The following is a 16,352-nucleotide window of genomic DNA, read 5'->3' on the forward strand; positions in this document are numbered from 1 at the left end:
ATGGCACAACTATTTATTTTATCTTCTATTTCATTGTTGTTTATAGGATTATTTGGAGTTTTAACGAGAAAAAATATAGTAAAAATATTGATAGCATTAAACATAATGGAGACTGGAATCAACCTTCTTTTGGTTGCCTTTGGTTATGTTGAAAATGGGATTGTCCCAATTTTAACTTCAAATGAAAGCATAATGAATCTTACAAAGATGGTTGACCCTGTTCCGCAGGCTTTAGTTCTAACTTCAATTGTAATTGGCCTTGGAACAACAGCCTTTTCTTTAGCTCTTGCAATAAGATATAGATATAATCACAACTCATTATCAATTAGAGCATCAGAGGAAGAAGAGGGGGTTAATATATGAATAGTATAGTTTTTTTAATAGTAATCCCTCTTATTGCAGCATTTTTATCTTTGTTTTTGGGAAAGAACGATAAGATATTAGCATATATAGTGACATTATTTAATATTATCTTTTCAATATTGATTCTATTTAGCGGGAAAATTCCTTTTAATGTTGCAATTGGAGGATGGAGAGCACCTTATGGCATAAATTTTGCTGTAACTGATTTGACTATATTCTTTTTAGTATTGGTAAATGTTGCAGCTTTATTAGCGTTAACGTCAGTAAGAGAAATAATGGAATATCAATTTTATTCATTTTATTTTGTTCTTTTATCTTCAACAAATGGAATTGTTTTAACTGGAGATCTATTTAATTTTTTCTTATTTATAGAGCTTTCAACCTTTGCAGTGGCAGGCCTTATATCATATAAAAGAGACAGGCTATCGACGGGTGCAGCATTAAAATATTTAATCTTATCGTCTACTGCATCAATATTTAGCTTAGCAGCCATTGGGCTTATATATAAAACACTTGGGACTTTGAATTTTGCCGATATAGCCAATAAGGTAAATAATCTAAATGAAGCATCTTTAAGTTTAATTTTAATCCTATATATATCGAGCCTATTAGTTGAACTAAAAATATTCCCATTTAATATGTGGGTTGTAAAGGCCTATGAAGCTTCTAAGACTTCTGTAAATCTTTTTATTCATGGAATGCTTGGAACAGCTGGAATATATGGAGTTTTAAGAATACTTTTAATGGTTTTTTCTAAAGAAACAGGGAAGTTAACTTTAAGTGGGAATTTATCATCTATTTTAATGTTATTTGCTTTTGTTACGGTTATTATCGGAGAAATTGGTGCTTTAACGGAAAAAAATATGAAAAAGATTTTAGCTTTTTCATCAATGGCTCAACTTGGAATAGTTTTGTTTGGAATTAGTTTAGGAAGCTTTGATGCCTTGAAAGGGGTTCTCTATATCGTTATATCAAATTATCTTGCTAAATTTGTAATGTTTTTAACAGTAAATGAATTTTCGAAAGTTTCAGGAAGTACAAACTACCTAGATATGAAGGGACTAGGAAGAAGATATCCTGTTTTAGCAATTTCCTTTACTATTTCAGCTTTAAGCCTTATGGGTATTCCATTTTTCGCAGGATTTTGGGGTAAAATTTCTATCATAGGAAATGCGATTTTTTCTGGTAAACTTGAATTGATCGGAGCTGTATTAATTTTAATAGCGTCGGTCATAGAAGGAGTATATTATCTTAGGATTTCCCACACATTTTTTAGCCAAGGACATGAAAGGGAAGGAAGGATATCAAGAGTTTATTGTTTATTGCCTATGATCTTAGCGTTAGTAATTTTATTTATTGGAATTAACCCAGATTCATTTGAAAATATTATTTCGTTTTTGATGGATGAAATAAAGTCCCCTGAAAAATATATTAAATTAATTTTATCATTGAAGTGAGGTAGGGAATATGGTGGAAATCTTTATCATTCCTCTTGTGACAGCATTTTTATTAGCTATATTCATTAGAAATAAGAAGGTTGTTTGGCCTCTATTTTTAATTTCAAATTTATATATTTTATTAAAACTTTGGACTTTGTTTGGGAAGTGGGAAATAGAAAAAACAATATATACAAACTATGAATTGTTTGGAGCAAAGTTAAGTTTTACACTTTCCAATAATCCACTTGGATGGTATTTTGCCTTTTTTTCAGCTGTCATAACTCTTGTAATTTCTGTTTTTTCACTTGGATTTAATCAAAAAACAAAGGAAAACGTAGCACCGATTTGGATGCTTATAATATTTTCTAATCTTGGAATTTTCTTTGCTGCAGATTGGATTACGTTTTTTATGATGTGGGAACTTATGGGATGGACATCCTTCTTTGCCATAACTAATGGTAGAGATAAAGCTTTAAATGAGGCTAAGTATTACCTTGTTTTATCTTTACTTGGTGCTTCTTCAATGTTGATCGGAATAATATTGTTAGGTGCTCTTACAGGTTCCTTTGAAATATTTGCTTCGGCTTATGGATTAGTTCAAGTTTTCTATTCTGAAAAAGCTTTATCAATAGCAGCTATTATGTTACTATTGTTTGCCTTTTTTATTAAATCGGCTATTTTCCCATTTTACATGTGGCCATCTAAAGTTTATGCTGTTGGACCAGAAGATTATATAACTTTCATGTCTTCAGTTATGATTAAATACGGAATTTACCCAATAGCAATGTTTATTGTTCCTGTTGTTGGAAGTTTAGACTTATCAAAGATTTTAAATACTGCAAACTGGATTCAATATTTCGTTGGATATTTAGGTGCCATTAGTGCTGTATTAGGAACTATCTTAGCTATATTCCAAACTGATATGAAAAAGCTATTTGCTTACTCATCTGTAGCTAATATGGGATATATATTATTAGGATTTGCATCAATGAATATTGTTGGATTTGAAGGAGCTCTTTTTCATGCAGTAAATCATATGGTTTTAAAGGCAGCTATATTTTTAACTCTTGCGGCGGTAATTTTTAGAACTGGCGAAAGCGAAATGCATAAACTTGGTGGGCTTGTATATAGAATGCCTATAACTTTCTTAACATTCTTATTAGGAATTATTGCAGCAGCTGGAATTCCTCCTCTAAATGGATTTGGATCAAAATGGATGATAATACAGGCTCTCATGTCACAAAAAATGATTATTTTTGCTATTGCAATGATATTTGCATCAACTGGTGCATTTATGTATCTATTTAGAGCATTAGCTTCAATATTTCTAGGGCAACTTCCAGATAGATTTAAGGATATTAAGGAAGTTCCGTTAACAATGCTAATTCCTATGATAATTATGATGATTGGGATGCTTTTAATTGGAGTAGTTCCAGGAGTTGTTATGAAACCATTAACAACAGCTTTAAAAGCGGTTGGATATAATGTTAATATTGCCTCATGGACAAGTCTTGAGGGAGCACTTAAAAATTCGACGATAGACTTAACCGTGGTATTCTTAATCTTCCTTGGAGGTTTTGTAATTTCAGCAATAATGTATATTCTTGGAAATAAATCAGAAACAGTCCCACAGGAGGACAATTATACTGGTGGCGAATATCCAGAGGAATGGGGAGTAAATGCTGATAGATTCAATTATTCATATTCATTTTACCAACCATTTAAGGAAATGTTTGAACCATTGCTTGAAAAAATATCCATCGACGGATTTTTTGCAAGCATAGGAAGAAATTTTGAGTATATGAGTGCTACAGTTCAAGGATTATTTAGAAGAGGAGAAGGAGCAGTATTGCTCTTTAGTATTGGTGTTCTCCTACTAATACTAGGAGGTTGGATTTTATGATAGAAGTTTTAAGAGTATTTTTGTTTGGTTTCTTTGCAATATTTATAGGACTTCTCTTTATGGGTATTGGTAGAAAGATTATTGCAAGAATTCAATTAAGACTTGGACCACCATTTTATCAAGCATTTTTAGACGTAGGTAAATTATTTTCAAGAAAATCAATTACACATAATTTTGTTATGGACCTTGGAATGGTAATGTCCCTTGCTGGACTTGTTGCAACAATGCTTTTTGTCCCAATTGCTGGGCATACAGCTATAAAAACAAGTTCTAACCTTATAGTTATTATGTATCTTATGGCAATAGGTTATCTTGGTATGGCGATGGCTGTAGCAGCAAGCGGAAATCCTAATGCTACAATTGGAGTATCCCGTGCTCTTACCATGATGTTAGGCTATGAGGTTCCATTTTTTACAGTTATGCTAGGGCTGATAATAATTAATGGGACATCGTCTTTAGAACTTATTGCAAACAGCCAAGCAGGCTCAATTTTAAATTGGAATATGATTAAATTCCCGTTGGGATTTATAGCTGCAGAAATTGCACTTCAAGCTATGATGGGAGAAAAGCCCTTTGATGCTATGATAGCACCTGCAGAAATTGCATCAGGGCCTATGGTTGAACTTAGCGGTAAATATTTAGGTTTGGCCTTTTTAACCCATGCGGTTTCAATATTCGTAGAAACTGCAATAATTGTAAATCTATTTATGGGAGGAGCTTCAAATATATTTACATTTGTTTTAAAACAATTTGAAATATATCTTATTACTGTTATAATAGAGGCGGTTTTCCCAAGATTTAAGATTGAACAAGCTGTAAAGTTCCTTTGGACAGTTCCTATGAGCATAGCATTACTTCAGCTTGTTTTGATAGTATTCTAGGAGGCGATACCATGGAAGAATTAAAGGTTGAAAAGAAAAGAAGTTGTATTGAAAATGTAATAGATTTCTTTAGGCAAAGGTCTATATGGATGCTTCACTACTGAACGGGCTGTGGTGCGGTGGAGTTACCACCAACTATGACATCCAGGTGGGATGTTGAAAGATTTGGTATAGGACCTATGGCAACGCCAAGACAAGCAGATGTTCTTCTTGTTACAGGGTATGTTTCTGTTAAAACATTAAAAAGAATTATAAGAACCTATGAACAAATGCCAGAACCTAAATGGGTTTTAGCATTTGGATCATGCACAGTTAATGGTGGAATTTATTGGGATTCATATAATACAATTACGAATTTAGCAGAGTATATTCCAGTGGATATAACAGTATCAGGATGCATGCCAAGACCAGAAGCTGTTATGGATGCACTACAAACGCTTATGAAGATGATTCAATCGGGAGAAGCTGGGGCATACAAAAAGTATAAGGAAAATTATGAGTATTATAAGGCAAATCAGGATAGGGTATTAAGAAAAACTTATCCTATATTGGGTGAAAAATTAATTCAAAATGAAGAAGCAGCAACAAGCATTGAATAATTACCCAATAATGAAATTGGAGGGAAATTATGAAGCTTAGCAAAGAAGAAATAATAGATTTATTAAAACAAAGAGGTCTTGAGGTTAATGACCTTTATCCTACACAAATAAGTGTGATTGTAAATAAGGAAAACTTAATAAATCATCTTGTATACTTAAAATCAATTGGATTTGACCATCTTTCCTTTATAAATGCAGTTGATTTTATAGATGAAGGCGAATTTGAACTTGTTTATCATGTTTGGTCATATACTAATAAAGTTCATGTATTAAATAAGGTTAGAATAGATAGGAATGATCCAAAAATACCAACGATAGTTGATCTATGGGAACAGGCTCAATTTTATGAACAAGAGGTTCATGAATTCTTTGGCATAGTATTTGAAGGAAATAAGGATTTGTCACCTCTTTTCCTTGAAAATTGGCTGGATATTCCACCGCTAAGGAAGGATTTTGACACAAGGGAATTTTCAATTAGGCTTTTTGATGCTAAGCCAAATGGAGGTGACAAGTAATGGATGCGCCATCTTATATGCTAACTAAAATAGCTGAAAAGGATGATTTAGCTGTTTATGAGCTTTTCTTTGGCCCAAATCATCCTGGAATGCATGGTAATTTTGGGTATGTTCTTGAGATGATTGGAACAGAAATAGTAAAGGTAAGACCTAATGCAGGACAGCTCCATAGAGGATTTGAAAAGTTGATGGAACAAAAACTTTGGGTTCAAAACATTGCACTTGTTCCAAGAATATGCGTAGTTGATCCTGATCCTAATGAAGTTGCTTACTGCACAGCAATAGAAAAAATTATGGGAATTGAGATCCCTGACAGAGCAAAATTCATAAGAACAATTACCCTTGAGATGAGCAGATTAACTTCTTTCCTTATGGGAATGGGAGCTTTAGGCGCAGCACTTGGGCTTTATACTCCGATGTATATTATGACTGCTGATAGAGATTTGATTCTTGATCTTTTTGAATGGCTTACAGGAGGAAGAATTTATCATATATTCAATATCCCTGGAGGAGTAAGAAATGATTTGCCTGAAGGATGGGTGGATAGATTAAATAAAGTTCTTGATCATCTTGAAAAAAGATTAATAGAATACGATAAGATTTTATTTGAGAACCCAATTGTCCATAAAAGATTGAAGGGACTTGGCTATGTATCAAAGGAAGATGCCGTAAGATTTGGCCTTACAGGTCCAAATTTAAGAGCTTCGGGCAATCCGTATGATGTAAGGGTTGATGACCCTTATGCAGCTTATGCGTATCTTGATGTAAAAGTAATAATACAAGAAGGTGGAGATGCATTAACTAGAGCGGTTCAAGTTAGAATTGAATTCGAGGAAACAATAAAGTTAATTAGACAAGCATTAAAGCTTATGCCTGAAGGCGAAGTAAGGCTGAACCTTGGTAATTTAGCTATGTTAAAGGTTCCAAAAGGTGAAGCCTATGCTAAAGTTGAATCCTCAAAGGGAGAATTTGGATATTATGTGGTTTCTGATGGGGGAATGAAGCCCTATAGAGTTGCAGTAAGAGGTCCATCACTTCCAGCAGGACTTTTACTTGCACAAAAACATCTCCCAAAAATGAAGATAGATGATGTTGCGGCATGGATGGGTTCGTTAGCGATTTGTCCACCTGATATAGATAAGTAGGAGGGAAAACTATGGCATTAGGAGATAAGAGCGTGTATTCTCCTTTGACAACCCTTAAAAATCTCTTTAAAAGACCTATGACAATAAAATATCCAAAGGAAATTTTAAGGGTTTTCCCAAAGGAAGGAGTTTCACCGAATTATAGGGGACTTCATACAAATGATTTGGAAAAATGCGTTGGATGTGCAGCCTGTCAAAGAATATGTCCCTTTGATGCAATAGAAATGAAGATAATTGGACAAAACGAACAAGGCAGAGCAATAAAAAAGCCTGTAGTTGATTATGGCAGATGCAGCTTCTGTGCCTTTTGTGTGGATGTTTGTCCAACAAATTCACTTAAAATGTCAAGACATTATATTTATAAAATCAAGACAGTAAAATCATTATCAGCTAAAGATGAGGTTGAATTTGTAAAAGATAAATTCAGAATAATGCCGGATGAAAAACTAGGAGATGACATTGGATATAATACTGGAAAAGCTAAAAAGGTGTTAGGTTAGGGTTTAAAAAGGGCTGTTTATTAAAGACAGCCCTTTATCTCTCCTTTAGCTTGTTTTACCAAGGTATGCAGTTTTAACTTCTTCATTTTGAAGCAATTCATTTCCAGAACCTTGCATTGTTATTTTACCTGTTTCAAGAACATATCCATAGTCGGCAATTTTTAAGGCAGCATTGGCATTCTGCTCAATTAAAAGTATCGTTACCCCTTGCTTTCTTATTTCTTTGATTATTTCGAATATTTCCTTAACGATTATAGGGGCAAGACCTAAGGACGGTTCGTCCATCATTAATAGTTTAGGCCTTGACATAAGGGCTCTACCGACAGCAAGCATTTGTTGTTCACCACCTGAAAGCGTTCCAGCAAGCTGCCATGTTCTTTCTTTAAGCCTTGGAAAAAGCTCAAAGACCCATTTAATATCATTATCTATTTCTTTATCATTCCTTATAAAGGCTCCAATTTTTAAATTTTCTAATACCGTTAAGTTAGGGAATATTCTTCTTCCTTCCGGAACTAACGTTATACCCCTTCTTACTATCTCTTGGGTATTCAGTTTTAAGAGGTTAATATCATTAAAGTAGATGTTACCTGATCTTGATTTGACCAATCCTACTATTGCTCGAAGAGTAGTGCTTTTGCCTGCACCATTAGCACCAATAAGGGTAACTATTTGACCTTCCTTAACCTCAAAATTAATTCCCTTTAAAGCTTCAATTCCACCATAGTTTACACAAAGATTTTCTATTTTAAGCACCTTCACTCACCCCCAAATAAGCCTCAATAACTTTAGGGTTATTCTGAATTTCATTTGGAGTTCCTTCTGCTATGGTTGTCCCATAATCTAAAACATATATTTTTTCTGATATACCCATAACTACCTGCATGTGATGCTCTATTAAAAGGACAGTTAAAGAGAATTTCTCTTTAATATTTAATATAAATTCATTCAATTCTTCTGTTTCTTTAGGATTCATTCCAGCTGCAGGCTCATCAAGGAGAAGAAGTTTAGGATTTGTGGCAAGTGCTCTTGCTATTTCCAATCTTCTTTGTAACCCATATGGGAGTGAGCTTGCCTTTTCATTTTTATATTTCTCTAGTCCTAGCATTTTTAATAATTCCAATGAATTATCTATCATATTCCTTTCTTCTTTTATGTATTTACTTAAGTTTAAAACAGCTTCAAAAATATTAGATTTTATATGAAGGTGATTAGCTATTAAAACATTATCAAGAACACTTAAGTTTTTAAAAAGCCTTATGTTTTGAAAGGTTCTAGCGATACCTAATTTAGTTATTTGATCCGGCCTTAGACCAGTTATATCTTTTTCGTCAAAATATACCTTGCCTTCAGTAGGGCTATACACACCTGTAATTATATTAAAACAAGTTGTTTTTCCGGCACCATTTGGTCCAATAAGAGCAACAATTTGACCTTTATTTACTGTTATGTTAAAGTCTTTTACAGCAGTAAGCCCTCCGAATTTCATTGTAACCTTATCAGTTTTTAACAGAGCCATGGAGGTTACCTCCTTTGTTAAAAGGCTTTTTTATGTTTTTGAAAAAAGTTTTTATCTTATCCCAAGATAATTCTTCATTACCCAATAATCCATTTCTATAGAATAAAACTACAATCATCAATAAAGCTGAAAAAACAACCATCCTAAGACCAGGAATACCTGGCATTCTAACGAATATTAAATTTATTTCTTTATCCAAGAAACGCAAGGCTTCACCTGCTATTGTTATTACAAAGGCAGCTATTATAGTTCCTGAAATACTTCCCATACCTCCAAGCACTATAATTAAAAGTATGTTGAAAGTTAAAAAGAACCTAAACATAAGTGGATCAATCGTTCCTAATAAATTTCCTAATAATCCTCCACCAATTCCTGCTAAGAAGGAACCTATCGTGAAGGCCATTATTTTATGTTTAAATAGATTAATTCCCATATTTTCAGCTGCTATTTCATCTTCTCTAATTGCTTTAAAGGCTCTACCGTAGCTACAATTTATAAGCTTAAACATAAATATTACTGTTATAAGCCCTAAGCCATAACTCCAATATAGATTTGTATATGAAGGTATTCCTTTAATTCCTAATGCACCATTAGTTATGCTTTGGGCGTTTGTAATTAATACCCTTATTATTTCAGAAAAGCCCAAAGTTGCTATTGCAAGGTAGTCACCTTTTAATTTTAATGCAGGTGCTCCAATTAGATATCCTACAACTGCAGCCAACACTCCACCTATTAAAAGAGCTGGTAAAAATGGCATTGAGATAGAATTAAGTGGGTATATCAATGGTTTCATATAAAATATTTGTTCTTTTACTTCTGGTTTCATAGTAAGAAGAGCAGTTGTATAGGCACCTATTGCCATAAAACCTGCATGTCCAAGTGAAAATTGCCCAGTAAAACCGTTTATTAAATTCATGCTCAGTCCCAAAATCGTATATATAGCACATAAATTTAATATTCTTAATTTAAATGCATCAAGGGTATTCTGAGCAATTGCGATAACAAGAAAATATAAAATCAAGAATATTAGAATTTTAAATATATTCTTTTTCATATTTCACACCTTCTCTGAAATTTTTTCTCCCATGATTCCAGTAGGTTTGAACAGCAAAATTAATATAAGCAATACAAAAGCTATTGCATCCCTATAACCAGTTAGACTTGGCAGAAAAGCGACTAAAAGTATTTCAATAATACCTAAAATAAAACCCCCAATAACTGCACCTGTAATATTACCAATTCCTCCTATAACAGCAGCAATGAAGCATTTAAGACCTGGCATAACTCCCATAAGCGGTTGTATTTGAGGGAATTTTAAAGCCCACATAATACCGCCGACGGCAGCTAAAGCTGACCCAAGACCAAAGGTAAAGGAAATTGTTTTGTTTACATCTATACCCATTAGTTTTGATGTTTCTATATCCTTTGAAAGGGCCCTCATAGCCATACCACTCTTTGTTTTATTTATCAAATAAGCCAGGATTATAAGTAATACAATTGTTATTATTGGAATATAGAAGGTTAATTTTTGAATCATGACTCCCTTAATATTTACCATATCAGTCAATATATTTGGGGTTGGGAAGGGTTTTGGAACTCCTCCAAAAAGGACTATTGCCAAATTTTCAAGTAAAAATGAAGCACCGATAGCAGATATTAAAACAGATATTTTGGGAGCATCCCTCAAAGGTTTATACGCAGCAGCTTCAATACTTATACCTAATAATGATGTAAATACTATTGCAATGATGAATGAAAAATACCATGGGACGTGGAATATTAAGATAGTATAAAAGGCAAAATAAGTTGCCATCATGAATATATCACCATGGGCAAAATTTATTAGCCTTAATATTCCATAAACCATTGTATATCCAATTGCAATTAGAGCGTAAAGACTACCAAGAGAAATACCGTTAGCAAGATGTTGGAAAAAAGTATCTAAACCCATATACACACCACCTTCTAAAAATCCCCCAATAATGGGGGATTTTTTTATTTTTCTGGTTCAATTGTATCTAGATAAGTGAATTTGCCGTCCTTAACAACCTTAATAACAGCATTTTTAACAGCATCTCCATTTTCATCGAGAGTTATTATTCCAGCAGCACCTTCGAATCCTTTTGTTTGTGCTATAGCATCTCTTATTTTTTCTGGTTCTGTTGAGTTAGCTCTTTTTATTGCATCGAGTATCAAAATATAAGCATCATATCCTAATGCTGTTACGGCTGCAGGTTCTTTATTGTATTCTTTCCTGTATTCTGTTAAGAACTTTTCAGACTCTTTCGTAATTGGCTTTTCTGAAGTAAAGAATGTTGAAAATACAGCACCTTCAACTGCACTTCCACCTATTGTTATAAACTCAGGTGTCTCCCAAGTATCCCCGCCGATGAAAGGTGTCTTAATTCCTAGTTGGCGTGCTTGTTTGATTATTAATGCAGACTCAGTAAAATTACCTGGTGCAAAAATTACATCAGGATTTTTTTCTTTTATTGTTGTTAGCTGAGCACTGAAGTCCTGGTCACCTGTATTATAATTTGCTATTGCAACTATGCAGTTTTCGTCGCCTGTTAATTTTTTAAAGGCATCTTGGAAGAATTTAGCAAGACCTACTGCATAATCGTTTGAAACTTCTTGAATTATAGCAGCCTTTCTAGCATTAAGTTTTTTGAAAGCATAATTAGCCATAACAGTTCCTTGGAATGGATCTATAAAACAAACTCTAAAATAAAAATTATTTCCTTTAGTAACTAAAGGATTTGTGCAGGATGCACCTACAGCTGGTATCTTTGCATTGCGGACAATATCGCCAGCTGCCATTGAAAGGGAGCTGCCCCAACTACCAATGATTGCAGTAACCTTTTCTTGTTCAACTAATCTTGCTGCTGCATTTGCTGCTTCAACTTTATCAGATTTATTGTCGGCTATAACGAGTTCAACCTTTTTACCAAGAACTTCTGGATATAGCTTGTTAGCAAGTTTTACACCTTCAACCTCAAGTTGTCCACCTGCAGCATTTGCCCCTGTTATAGGTTCAAATACTCCAATCTTTATTACGTCGTTGTTGGAGCTTGATTGTTTGGAACATCCAGATAAAAGAGAAATAAGTAAAAATAGACATAGAGCGGCTGAAAGAAGTTTTTTCATAAACATCCCCCTTTTTAATTTTTCTAAAGATGTTTGAATATTCGATTCAAACATCTAAAAAACATGTCGAAAATTTATAATTTTAGAAATATTATAAAAAATGAATTTTATTAACACTTATATTTAAATTTTAATATAAAATTAAGTAAAAATGCAATCAAAGTTTATAGAAAATTAAAATTCAGAATATAAATTATTTCAATAGTATATTATAAACAATAAATGATGTATTACAAATATTTAACTTTAATTTTTGTGATGCCTTATATTCAATTATTATTTGAAATAGAGCTTTTTATTACTTTTATTAAAGTTATAAATGTTAAAATATTTTTAATTTTGTTATAATATGAATATAATGTTTGTGGGATTGGGGGATGATAGATATGAAAAAAATTAAAGATTATTTTAAATATAAAATTCTTGGTAATTTAGAAGGCAATGCCTATGCTTGTATTATTTTTGAACCAATGTGGGCTATATTTGGTGGAATGATATTTTTTTATCAGCCATTATATATGAAAAGCTTAGGTGTAAATGAACTTCAGATGGGTTTAATAAATTCAATAGGAGCTGCTTTAATGATTTTAACATCTTTTGTTGCTGGTCCAATAACTGATAAATATGGCAGAAGAAAAACTACGCTTATTTTTGATTTAATCTCTTGGAGTTTGGTAATGTTTATATGGGCAATTTCACAAAATTTTTGGTTCTTTTTAGTGGCAGCTTTATTAAATTCATTACATAAAATATCATATACTTCATGGACATGCCTTGCAATTGAGGATACTATTGAAGATAAGAGGGTTTACTTTTTTAGCCTAATTATGATAATAAATTTAGCTTCCGGTATTTTTGCACCTTTAGCAGGGATTTTGGTGAATAGATTTGGAATAACATTAGCAATGAGGTTGATATATTTTTTAGGATTTATTAGCATGACTTTGATGTTTGTTGGAAGAAATAAAATGACAACTGAAACTAGAATTGGCATGGAATTAATTAAAAAGCATCATAATCTTTCTTTAAGTGAAAAGATTACGGATTATAAAGAAGCTATGGTTTACTTTTTTACAAATAAATTAACTTTTCTAGTATTTTTAATTATGCTATTTACATATTTGCAGAATTCATTTTTATTTTATCAATCGATATATCTAAAGGATATCATAGGCATAAAAGAGTCATTAACATCATTAGTTCCAGGACTTTCGGCTATCGTTTATTTAATTGTATATTTTTTATTTATGAAGTATCTGACCCAAAAAGGCGAAGCAAGTAGTTTATCTTTAGGTTTGCTATTAAATGGATTAGGAATTTTAATATTTTTGTTAGTAAAACCTAAGAATTATCTATTACTTGCTTTTAGCACTATTCTAACAGCTTCAGGTAATATTATAACAATAACATTTAGGGAAACCTTATGGAGCAATGTAATTGGAGAAGAGGAAAGGGCTAAAATTTTCGCAGCTGGTCAAGGCCTTATTTCATTGTTTTCTGCCCCGGCAGGATACTTTGCGGGATGGCTGTATAAAATTAATCCTGCTTTACCATTTTTGATGAGTCTAATTTTTTATTTAGCTTCATATGGAATATCGTTTGTTGTGAAAAATATAAAAGAATACATGCCTAGCAAACGAAGCTAGGCTTAAGTTTTACGTAAAGTATTCTATTGTTGAATTAGGGAAATATTGTTTTATCTTATCATAAAAATACTGCTTTATTTCTGATGATATTTCTTTAGGATATACATATTTATAATATCCATAGGGACCCCATTTTTTTAATCTAGTTTCCTCGTTTAAATCAAGTTTAGTTTTAGGAAAACGCTTAAGTATTATATCTTTTGATTTTAGTGTAAACCTATATTGGATTAGTTCAAATGTTAAATTGCTATTTGAAAAACCATCTAATTTGTTGTATAAATTAATTAGCATATCTTCATAATCCTTTTTCCATCCATCATATATGAAAATCGGGGCAATTATAAACCCTGTGTCATAATCTGCTTTAAGAATTTTTACTGCGGCATCCAATCTTTCTTGCAGATTATCTGTATTATGTTCATAGGTTTTAATAATATAATCAGTATTTATGCTAAACCTTATTTTAGTTTTTTTGTTATGATTTATGTTTAATAATGAGTCGATGTTCGAAAATTTAGTAACTAATCTTAGCTTTCCGAATTCTTGTTTTGAAAAAAATTCAACTGTTCTTGCAACAGAACCAGTTAGATGTTCTATTGATATAGGGTCGCTGGTGCTGGCAAGTTCAAAGGTGGTAATATTGGGCTTGCTTTCATCTATATACCCTTGAATGTTATCAAGGATCTCATTTATGTTTACAAATATTTTAATATGTGGTGAAGCAGCATGCTTTGTCTGAAGATAACAGTATTCACAAGTGCCGGGGCAGCCTGAAACTAATGAAAATTGAAAGTCTGCCGATGGCTTACAGGAGTCTAGCTTTTTATTTTTGCTTATACCAAGGATTATTGTTCTTTTGGAATATGCAAAAAATTCTTGCTCGGATAGATTTTTTGTCTTTTTATTAAAGCTATCTTCAATTATTGGAATATTTAAGTTTTCTGCTTTTTTTAGGATTTCGTATGTTAAAGCATAATTTAAAGCTTCCTTTTCAACAAATATTTGAGAAGGAATAAATTTTTTCATATATATCACCTATTATTATTTTTGTAAAAAAATAATAAAATAATGTAAGTTATGATAAAAAATTATATAAAATTGGAAAGGAATTTAAGAGAAATTGTAGAATTAAATAAATAAGGAGAATTTTTATTTGGAGGCTGCTGGGTATGGGGAAAAGAGTAGTTGACATTTTTAGTTGCAGAGAAGGAGATAAATTAGCTCTTAATGTTGTTACTGACTCTGGAACTACTGTTGTAACTGAAGGGACGATTCTAAATAAGTACCTAATAGATAAGATAATTAAAATGGGTATACGAAAAATATACATATATGAAGATAATGAAAACGGTAATATGGATTATATAGCCTTTAAAAAGGAATACTCTAAAAATGTTGATGCGGTAAAAAATATTCTAACCGAACTTGCTGCAGGTAAGAAATTGGATCTTAGCTTAGTAGCAGAAATTTCTAATGAAATAAAAAAACATATAGATCAAAAGGATAATATTATTAAGTTTTTATCAACCCTTAAAGCCTTTGATCAATATACATTTAACCATAGCTTAAATGTTGCTTTCTATAGCATGCTTCTTGGTAAATGGTTGGGATTAAAAAGCACACAAATTGATGATTTAATTAAAGCTGCAGTGCTTCATGACATTGGAAAAGTAAAAATACCTGAGGAGATTTTAAATAAAAAAGGTAAATTAAGCGATGAAGAATTTGAGGTTATGAAAAAGCATCCTGTTCATGGTTATGAAATTGCTCTTGAAAGTCAAAAACTTTCTTTTGATATTTTAAAGGCTATACTTTTGCATCATGAAAAGGAAAATGGTTCAGGATATCCTCTGATGGTTAGAGGTGACAAAATTCCTTTATATGCAAAGATTATAGCTATCTGTGATGTTTATGATGCCATTACTTCAGAAAGGGTTTACAAGGGACGTATGTCTCCCTTTGATGCATTTAAAATCATAGAAATGGATGGCTATGAATTGTTTGATGTAAAAATAATGTTAACCTTTCTACAAAATATTTCTAATTATTATATCGGAACAGATGTGGTTTTAAACAATGGCGACATTGGCCAAGTTGTATATATTAATCCAAGAAATATTTCTTATCCTATTGTTAAAATAGGATCAGACTATGTTGATCTTTTAAGCAATAAGGAACTTAAGATTGTTTCATTATTAAATTAAAACATAGTGTAAAATTATTGTAGGACGAAAAAAGACAAAAAATTTAAAAGAGACAACCCCTGTGATAAAATAAAAGTGAAAAAACACACAAACCAATAAGGGGGTGTCTCTTTTGAATAATATTATACAACAACATTTAATAAATTTCACTACTAAATTAATAAAAAATGTTGAAGAAACTATATCAAAAGAATGGGATCTAACAAAACTTGTTGATGTAGTTAAAAAAATGACTGATGAATTAGGAGCAAACATAATAAAGGACTTTTTAGAAGAATTAGATAAAACGATTAAAGAAGATGAAAAAAGGAAAAAGGGATGGGTAGTAGAAAGGAAAGACAAGAAAAAGATTGTAACAATGCTAGGCGAAATAGAATATGCAAGAACGTATTACAAATCTAAGAAGAATGGGGAATATAGATATTTACTTGATGAAATTATAGGGATAAGCAAACATGAGAAGGTAGATAAAGAAGTAAAGATAAAGCTTGTAG

16 protein-coding genes and 1 pseudogene are annotated in these 16,352 nt (G+C 32.0%); 11 read left to right on the plus strand and 6 right to left on the minus strand.

What is annotated here, in order from left to right; genetic code table 11:
* From Q3V94_RS11575 to Q3V94_RS11610, 8 genes and pseudogenes are all read left to right on the plus strand, one after another.
* Entirely contained in the window at positions 1–363 is a 363-nt protein-coding gene (locus Q3V94_RS11575; RefSeq protein ID WP_008908956.1) for a sodium:proton antiporter, read from the plus strand.
* Positions 360–1,820, plus strand: coding sequence for a complex I subunit 5 family protein (locus Q3V94_RS11580; RefSeq protein ID WP_303527902.1), 1,461 nt, complete (start codon positions 360–362; stop codon positions 1,818–1,820). Before Q3V94_RS11575 ends, Q3V94_RS11580 begins: the two co-directional genes overlap by 4 nt.
* Positions 1,821–1,830: 10 nt before the next feature.
* The gene (locus tag Q3V94_RS11585) at positions 1,831–3,705 is read left to right on the plus strand and encodes a proton-conducting transporter membrane subunit (RefSeq protein ID WP_303527904.1); all 1,875 of its coding nucleotides are present in this window, start codon (positions 1,831–1,833) and stop codon (positions 3,703–3,705) included.
* Positions 3,702–4,586 (plus strand): respiratory chain complex I subunit 1 family protein, encoded by an 885-nt coding sequence (locus tag Q3V94_RS11590; protein WP_303527906.1) that lies wholly within the window; start codon positions 3,702–3,704, stop codon positions 4,584–4,586. The genes Q3V94_RS11585 and Q3V94_RS11590 overlap by 4 nt, the downstream gene beginning before the upstream one ends.
* Before the next feature lie 116 nt (positions 4,587–4,702).
* Positions 4,703–5,185: pseudogene (gene nuoB, locus Q3V94_RS11595) on the plus strand (NADH-quinone oxidoreductase subunit NuoB); the annotation flags it as partial.
* 29 nt (positions 5,186–5,214) lie between these two features.
* Entirely contained in the window at positions 5,215–5,700 is a 486-nt protein-coding gene (locus Q3V94_RS11600; protein WP_303527907.1) for an NADH-quinone oxidoreductase subunit C, read from the plus strand.
* Positions 5,700–6,845: an NADH-quinone oxidoreductase subunit D gene (locus Q3V94_RS11605; protein WP_008908962.1), complete on the plus strand. Its 1,146-nt coding sequence runs from the start codon at positions 5,700–5,702 to the stop codon at positions 6,843–6,845. The genes Q3V94_RS11600 and Q3V94_RS11605 overlap by 1 nt, the downstream gene beginning before the upstream one ends.
* A gap of 11 nt (positions 6,846–6,856) precedes the next feature.
* Positions 6,857–7,345, plus strand: a complete 489-nt coding sequence (locus Q3V94_RS11610) for a 4Fe-4S binding protein (RefSeq protein WP_008908963.1) — start codon at positions 6,857–6,859, stop codon at positions 7,343–7,345.
* A gap of 45 nt (positions 7,346–7,390) precedes the next feature.
* Here Q3V94_RS11610 and Q3V94_RS11615 read toward each other — a convergent pair whose 3' ends face one another.
* Genes Q3V94_RS11615 through Q3V94_RS11635 form a run of 5 tightly spaced genes read right to left on the minus strand, consistent with a single transcriptional unit; the run spans position 7,391 to position 12,008 of the window.
* Positions 7,391–8,098 (minus strand): ABC transporter ATP-binding protein, encoded by a 708-nt coding sequence (locus Q3V94_RS11615; protein ID WP_274767431.1) that lies wholly within the window; start codon positions 8,096–8,098, stop codon positions 7,391–7,393.
* Positions 8,091–8,861 (minus strand): ABC transporter ATP-binding protein, encoded by a 771-nt coding sequence (locus Q3V94_RS11620; protein WP_274767432.1) that lies wholly within the window; start codon positions 8,859–8,861, stop codon positions 8,091–8,093. The genes Q3V94_RS11615 and Q3V94_RS11620 overlap by 8 nt, the downstream gene beginning before the upstream one ends.
* Positions 8,842–9,915 (minus strand): branched-chain amino acid ABC transporter permease, encoded by a 1,074-nt coding sequence (locus Q3V94_RS11625; protein ID WP_303527909.1) that lies wholly within the window; start codon positions 9,913–9,915, stop codon positions 8,842–8,844. The genes Q3V94_RS11620 and Q3V94_RS11625 overlap by 20 nt, the downstream gene beginning before the upstream one ends.
* Positions 9,916–9,918: 3 nt before the next feature.
* Positions 9,919–10,812 carry a branched-chain amino acid ABC transporter permease gene (locus Q3V94_RS11630; RefSeq protein WP_274767434.1) on the minus strand — a complete coding sequence of 298 codons (894 nt, stop codon included), beginning with the start codon at positions 10,810–10,812 and terminating at the stop codon, positions 9,919–9,921.
* A gap of 44 nt (positions 10,813–10,856) precedes the next feature.
* A complete protein-coding gene (locus tag Q3V94_RS11635) occupies positions 10,857–12,008 on the minus strand; it encodes an ABC transporter substrate-binding protein (protein WP_303527910.1) in 1,152 nt (383 codons plus the stop codon).
* A 386-nt stretch (positions 12,009–12,394) separates the two neighbouring features.
* On the opposite strand from Q3V94_RS11635, the gene Q3V94_RS11640 reads away from it, so the two are divergent.
* Positions 12,395–13,654, plus strand: a complete 1,260-nt coding sequence (locus Q3V94_RS11640) for an MFS transporter (RefSeq protein ID WP_303527911.1) — start codon at positions 12,395–12,397, stop codon at positions 13,652–13,654.
* A 9-nt stretch (positions 13,655–13,663) separates the two neighbouring features.
* Here the strand turns inward: Q3V94_RS11640 and splB are convergent, their stop codons facing one another.
* A complete protein-coding gene (gene splB / locus Q3V94_RS11645; RefSeq protein WP_303527912.1) occupies positions 13,664–14,680 on the minus strand; it encodes a spore photoproduct lyase in 1,017 nt (338 codons plus the stop codon).
* Positions 14,681–14,823: 143 nt separating this feature from the next.
* Between splB and Q3V94_RS11650 the strand changes: the two genes are divergently transcribed.
* Both Q3V94_RS11650 and Q3V94_RS11655 read left to right on the plus strand, forming a co-directional pair.
* A complete protein-coding gene (locus Q3V94_RS11650) occupies positions 14,824–15,858 on the plus strand; it encodes an HD-GYP domain-containing protein (protein WP_008908966.1) in 1,035 nt (344 codons plus the stop codon).
* Between the two features lie 112 nt (positions 15,859–15,970).
* The coding region (locus tag Q3V94_RS11655) for a UPF0236 family transposase-like protein (protein ID WP_303527914.1) at positions 15,971–16,352 on the plus strand (382 nt) is incomplete at its 3' end.

This window comes from Caloramator sp. CAR-1 (genome assembly GCF_030546345.1).
GTDB classification, from domain to species: domain Bacteria; phylum Bacillota; class Clostridia; order Clostridiales; family Caloramatoraceae; genus Caloramator; species Caloramator australicus.